At 50.0% G+C, this 6,102-nt stretch carries 6 protein-coding genes and 1 pseudogene; 1 reads left to right on the top strand and 6 read right to left on the bottom strand.

The features are described 5' to 3' along the window. The 3 genes from M0R35_05130 to M0R35_05120 form a co-directional block, all read right to left on the bottom strand. A partial coding sequence (locus tag M0R35_05130; protein ID MCK9595043.1) for a hypothetical protein occupies positions 1–200 on the bottom strand: 200 nt, incomplete at its 3' end. Positions 201–203: 3 nt separating this feature from the next. After that, positions 204–374 carry a DUF5989 family protein gene (locus M0R35_05125; protein MCK9595042.1) on the bottom strand — a complete coding sequence of 57 codons (171 nt, stop codon included), beginning with the start codon at positions 372–374 and terminating at the stop codon, positions 204–206. A 44-nt stretch (positions 375–418) separates the two neighbouring features. Then, the gene (locus M0R35_05120; GenBank protein MCK9595041.1) at positions 419–1,312 is read right to left on the bottom strand and encodes a glycosyltransferase; all 894 of its coding nucleotides are present in this window, start codon (positions 1,310–1,312) and stop codon (positions 419–421) included. 30 nt (positions 1,313–1,342) lie between these two features. Here M0R35_05120 and M0R35_05115 point away from each other — a divergent pair, with 30 nt between their 5' ends. Beyond that, a complete protein-coding gene (locus M0R35_05115) occupies positions 1,343–2,527 on the top strand; it encodes an O-antigen ligase family protein (GenBank protein MCK9595040.1) in 1,185 nt (394 codons plus the stop codon). A 109-nt stretch (positions 2,528–2,636) separates the two neighbouring features. Here M0R35_05115 and M0R35_05110 read toward each other — a convergent pair. The 3 genes and pseudogenes from M0R35_05110 to M0R35_05100 form a co-directional block, all read right to left on the bottom strand. Continuing rightward, positions 2,637–3,263: pseudogene (locus M0R35_05110) on the bottom strand (glycosyltransferase family 2 protein). Then, positions 3,263–4,360 carry a glycosyltransferase family 4 protein gene (locus tag M0R35_05105; GenBank protein MCK9595039.1) on the bottom strand — a complete coding sequence of 366 codons (1,098 nt, stop codon included), beginning with the start codon at positions 4,358–4,360 and terminating at the stop codon, positions 3,263–3,265. The pseudogene M0R35_05110 and the gene M0R35_05105 overlap by 1 nt, the downstream one beginning before the upstream one ends. Then, the gene (locus tag M0R35_05100) at positions 4,357–6,084 is read right to left on the bottom strand and encodes a glycosyltransferase family 39 protein (protein ID MCK9595038.1); all 1,728 of its coding nucleotides are present in this window, start codon (positions 6,082–6,084) and stop codon (positions 4,357–4,359) included. The genes M0R35_05105 and M0R35_05100 overlap by 4 nt, the downstream gene beginning before the upstream one ends. Positions 6,085–6,102 lie beyond the last annotated feature (18 nt).

Below are 6,102 nucleotides of genomic sequence, written 5' to 3'. Positions count from 1 at the left end.
AAGAAATCCGCCGGGGCGCTGACCGGACCGCGTTTTTTCCAGGCGGGCGCCGATCGAATCCCCAAGTAATCCTTAAAAACAGTTATAAACAAACCCAGAGGAGCCATTAAAACGAAATAAAAAATACCGAGGATAAGACGCACCTGCACAGAGATAAATCCCAAAAGGACCTTCTTGAATTTAACGGCGAGCGATCGCATAACTCAGAATAAAGTATAAATGAAAGGGACAACCGCGGAAGACTGGACCAGCAGGACCAACAAGCCCAAAATAACCAAAACAGCGACGAACGGGATCATCCACCAGAGTCTATTCAGCCATAAGAAACCGAATAATTCCCCCAGTATCGAAAACCGGGAAACCGCCTTAACCACCCAATTACGCTTTTTCGATCCCGCGCGATCCTCATTCATAATATTTATTTTACCATTTTTGCCGGATATTTAAACCGATTTCTTTTCGAGAGCGCTAAACCTGCCGGGATACCGCGCTCAAAGAACAGTCTCAAAACCCCGGGATTGAAAACCAGCAAAAAAACCCAGGATAACAGCTCGTAAAAAACAATAAATATAAAAAAACACAGGAAGTCCGCCAGCCTCTCGTTCTTTATTATAGTGATATACCGGTTCTTTATCAATTCAAACTGCAAATGGTCAGAAAGGAACCTGCGGCTGAATTTACGGCCGATCCCCTCAGCCGGCCTGGCTGTGCCTCCCCTGAGGTGATATGCCTTAGCCCGGGGGACATAGGTCGCGGTCCATCCGGCGTTATAACCGCGCCAGGCAATATCCAGGTCTTCATAAAAAAAACTCATATCCTCGTCAAAAACTTTGCCGTCATCCGCCAGGCCATCCAGCATACTCCGTCGGTAAAAGGCCACTGCCCCGGTCACCCCAAAGACCATTCCCGGTTTTTCATACTGCCCGCAGTCCAAAACGCCGTAGCCCCTTTCACGCACAGTCCGGAACACGCTCAAGAAAAGCCCGGTGCTGTCAATGGTCTTTTTGTCCCAGCGCAGGATCTTGCCGCTGACCATACCCACGCGCCCATCAATCGAAAAACCCGCCAGCGCCAACCGCACAAAATCATTTTCCAGTATGACATCGTCATTCAGGCAAAGGATGAATTCCTCCCGGCATTCGGCGATGCCTTTATTCAAAGCCTGACAATAGGACAACCCGTCCCGGGAATTATCTATGACAATGACCCGGGAAACCGGATGATCCTGCGCTTTTATCGAATCCAGCAAAGGCCGGATAAAATCCTCCCTGCCCGCCGAAACGATTATAATACCGACTGTTTTGCTTGACATTATCCGCCTCTCTTATAGAATTATATCATAATGTTTATCTGCCTTCTAATCCTAATATTCCTGCGGCCGTTTATCGCCTCTGCGGCCTTCCCTGACTTGAACAACGCCTATTCGATCATCCTTTTGATCTGCCTTCTTGCCTGCCTCATCCGGGATAAACCCTCAGAGAAAACAATGCGCGGGCTAAAACTTCCGATTGCCCTTTCCTGCGCTTTTTTGGCTGTCGCGGCGCTTGTGCCCGGCTGTAAAATAACCCCATTCAGCGAACTATCCGGTTTCCTGGCCGGAATAATGATATTTATTGCCGCCTCGTCCTGGGATGAAGAAAAAAGGAACGCGGCGCTGCGCCTGGTAGTATTTAGCGGATTTATCATCAGCCTTCTGGCAGTTTATCAGTACTTTTTCGGCTTCGGTCATACCGAAAAATTCATCGATCAGAGCAATTTGTCTTACGATTTCGCCCGGGATTATATGCGCTCCCGGCGCGTATTCTTCCCTTTTATCACTCCCAACGCCATGGCCGGTTACCTGGCCATGCTTATCCCGTTAACCCTGGCTGACCGCTCAAGAAGATGGCTGATCCTGCCTTTATCCCTGGCCTTCCTGCTCAGCCGGTCCGTAGGGGCTTTTTTCAGTATTTTCGCCGGGCTATCCCTTTATTTTATCGCCGGAAAAAAAATCAACCGGCGCAGGCTGATAATCCTTTGCGGCGCATTACTCTTCGCCTGCCTAATCTTTGCCTGGAGGGCCGGCTCAGGGCAAAAACACAACCAGCCCGCGTTCTCGACAATGATGCGGCTGGAATACTGGAGCGATACCCTGGAGCTGATCCGCAGCCATCCGATACTGGGCGTAGGGCCGGGCAATTTTAACCTGGCCGGATCGCGTTACAGCCATAATTCATATTTACAGCTCTGGGCGGAAACAGGGCTCATCGGGCTGGGTTGTTTTCTATGGCTGGCCGGCGCTGTTCTGGTTTCAGGGATAAAAAATTTGCGTAAGGCGGGTTTTTCCGTACAGACGGGATTGCTTCTTATTTCAGTTACCGCCTTTCTGGCGCATAACCTTATGGATTTTACCTTTTTCCTGCCGGAGGTAAGCCTGCTCTGGTGGCTGATCCTGGGGATGTTCTATTCCTGTTCAAGGCCAGCATTGCCAGCCCGCGCGGCAGGTCGTAAAACAACACCGGCAATACCCGGCAAAGATAACGCGTAACCCCCTCGTTCTTCTTGATCATATAATAACGGTTGCGCATGCACAGATACTGCCTGGCTTTCGAGCCGCACAAAGAGCTGTTGCCCTGATGATAACACACCGCCGCGGCTAAAAACCAGGCCTGCCAGCCATTCCTGCGGCCTCGCCAGGACAGATCCACATCTTCGACCAGAAAAAAGAACCTCTCGTCAAAATAGCCGGTATCCTCTTTTATCCGCTCAAGCATTTCCATTCTGTATAAGGCGGCCGCGGAACAGGCGCCGAAAACACCCCGGTCAGAATCATAACCTGCAATTCTTCCCTTGCCCAGATCGTAAAATTTCCTGAACCAGCTGAGATATATCCCGCAGGAATAAATTGTCCTTTTATCCGAAGTCAGTATTTTAGGCGCGACCATCCCGATATTATCCGGCGCTTGGGAAATGAACGCGCTTATCCGGCCCAGGAAGCTTTTTTCCAGGACCACATCGCAATCCAGAGTAAGCACCCATTTACCCCTGGCAACGGATATCCCCTGGTTACGCCCGGCTGAACTGCCGGCATTAACCTTATTGGCGATCAGAATAACCCGCGGATAATTTTTGCTGACGAAACCGGCTGTCCCGTCGGCGGAGCCGTTATCCACTACGATCACCTCAATATTATGATCACCTGACTGGCTATAGAGCGAATCCAGACAGGGTTTAATGAACTTGATAGCGTTAAAAGTCAGTATAACCGCGGATATATCCGGCATCAGAGCGTTTTTAAGGATTGGCAAAGCTTTAAACCGAGCGACTTCAAGGAATACTTATCTTCCACTGTCTTACGGGCGCTGGATCCCAGCCTTTGACATAAGGGTTGATCCCGGACAAGGGCGCCCATCGCGCCAACAAACCCGTCTTGATCAGCGGCCAACAGGCCGTTCTCGTTGTGCCTGACGATAAAAGAAGCCTCACCCGCATTGCTGGAGACCGTGGGCTTTCCCATTGCCATATATTCAAAAAGCTTGGTCGGGCTTTTGGCCAGATTGAATTTATTCCGGCTTACCGCGGGGAACAACCCGGCGCTGACCGTATCCAGATATCCGGGCACTTTATCCGGATGTATCCAGTTTTTCAGCCTGATATGGCTGTCGCCCCATCCCCGGACCAATTTCAAAAGATCCTCGCGGTATATCCCGTCTGCCAGTATATCGAAATAAATATCCGGATATCCTTCGCGCAGCTTGCGGAAGCAATTTATGGCGAAATCCAGGTTCTCGATATATTCTTTGCGATGCAGCGTCCCGATCCAGGAAAAAATGAATTCGTTCCCCTTCTCCAATGGAACGCCTGCAGGTTTGAACAAACGCGTATCCACTCCGGAAGGCAGATACAGGACATTATCGTTGAAACCTCTTAAAAATCCTTCCAGGAATCGGCTGGCGGCCACACAAAACACGCTGCGCCGGGCAAGCAAACCGGTGAAATAATGCGCCTTGGAAGACGGATAAAAACCCAGGTAATACCGGGGATCATCGCGCATCTCCCAATCATCCAGGTCCAAAATAATACGGTTCCCTTGACGCAAACTCGCGAAGAACGGGGCAAAACTGTGGTAATTGAAGCGCTGGATATAAAATATCGCGTCCTTATCCGCGCAAAGCAGTTTATAGGCGCGAAGGTTCAGCTTCAATTTCCGGGGCAAACCCATCCGGGACTCGTTCGCTCCGTCCAACGCGCCAAGGGTATCGGCAAATGAGAGCACCTCGGCGGAAACGCCGCATGAGCGGAGTTCGCGGGAAAGGTTATAACACCTTATCCTGGCCCCGGCCAGGGCATAGCCTTCCCTGGTAATAAAGATCACCTTCATTCTAAATCTTTCCTTTTGTGGATATACCAGGTTATTCCGTTGCCGAAATCCAGGGTCTCAACCAGTTCAAAGTCTTTTTCCGCCTGGACAAAGGCGTTGAATTTCTTTTCCCAGCCGAAGAAATATTTAGACATCCTTATTCTCACCCACCGGTTCCTCTCAGCCGATTCCATAAATTCCCGGCCTCGCGGCCAGGATAAGCCTTCGGACCGATACGAGCATATTATGACATATTCTAATTCCGGGAACGCGAGGTAAAAATCCTCATAATGCTCCAGCCAATCCAACACGCGGATGCGCGGGTCAAAAAAATACATCCAGTACATCGTTTCAAACACAGAAACATGCCCGCCGAGCATGGCCACGCCCACTGCGCGCTCGCCCTTGCCGGTAAAAGACCCGGACACGATCCTTGCCGCTTTACGGATCAAATCCAGTTTTTCCCGGTCATAATACGGCTTACGCACGTACGGCGAGCGGCCGTATGACGAAGAACCGATGAGCGAAACAGAGGTCTTATCCTCAAAACGGGTCTCATACCAGAAATTGTGATAAGAAAGCGCGTAATATTGCGCCAGGCTTAAAATAACCAGGCCCAGCACGGCTGTCAGCCTGATCCGCAAATTTTTCAGCCGGCACACGCCCCAGGCGCTGATCAGAGCTATCACCGGCAGAACCGGCATAAGGAAACGCTCATGCTTTACCACGAAAATGGCCGAAAAAAGCGCTATGGGCAACAGCAGCCAGGCCAGGAAAATCCAGCGATCCCGGATCTTTGCGCGGATGAAAAATAAAAAAGCCGGCAGAAAAGCAATGCCGAAGACAACGCCCAGCGAATCAAAAAACAGGGTTCTTATGTTATACAGGTAATATTCCGGGGCATACATCCGGGTAACCGTATTGCTTTCCAGGAACTTTTGCGCGCTGGCTCCGTGCTCGAGCAAGGAGTTTAAAACAGCGTCGATCTTTCCCGCCCACCAAAGGCTGGATATCAGCACCGCGAGTAAAACCGAAACGCAGATATTCCGGCAAACACCCGCGGTCAGCTTACGCGGGCTGTCCGCGAATAAATAAACCCCCGCGGTCAATACAAAAGGCGCCGCCAAAAAGAAAATGAATTGACCTTTGATGAGCATCCCCGCTCCCGCGGCAAGCCCGAAAAGAACGGAATATTTCAACCGGGTAAAGTATTCCGACCTTAACAAAAAGAGAAAAGCCAGGCTGACAACGGCGGTCAAAGGCAGGTCCAGCCCGTATTGCCGTGAGCTTTCAAAGATCAACGGATACATGGAAATAAAAAACGCGCTTAATACACCGCAGCCCCTGCCCCCCATCCTTTTGCCGATGGCGTATACGGACAAAAAAAGGGCCAACAAATAAAAAAATCCGCCCATCTTTACCGTTAACAAAGCTGTGCCGAAGGCCAGCGCGAAGACAGACGAGAAAAAATAAACCAAATTCGGCCAGTATACGCAACTTGGGAACGCCATAGAAGAATGAAAAAGCCCGATAAATCCCGTGATCTTTTCCGCCGGGCAATAATACGGGCTAAAAATTATCTCTTTGAACTTATCGTGGAATCTTAGTTGGTGATAAAGATGGTTCGCCACATCCACGCCAACGATATCAGTGCTGTTGGCCAGCCATATATAATTATTAGCCAGATGGAAACAAACGATCAGCGCCAAGCAAACAACGACCCAATATTTATTTTTTATCGCCATTCCAGCCGCAAACCTTGC

Source organism: Candidatus Omnitrophota bacterium, assembly GCA_023227985.1.
Classification (GTDB): Bacteria; Omnitrophota; Gorgyraeia; order Gygaellales; family Profunditerraquicolaceae; genus JALOCB01.
The sequence above is the reverse complement of the archived record's forward strand: the minus strand, read 5'-3'. Positions and strand labels throughout refer to the sequence as shown.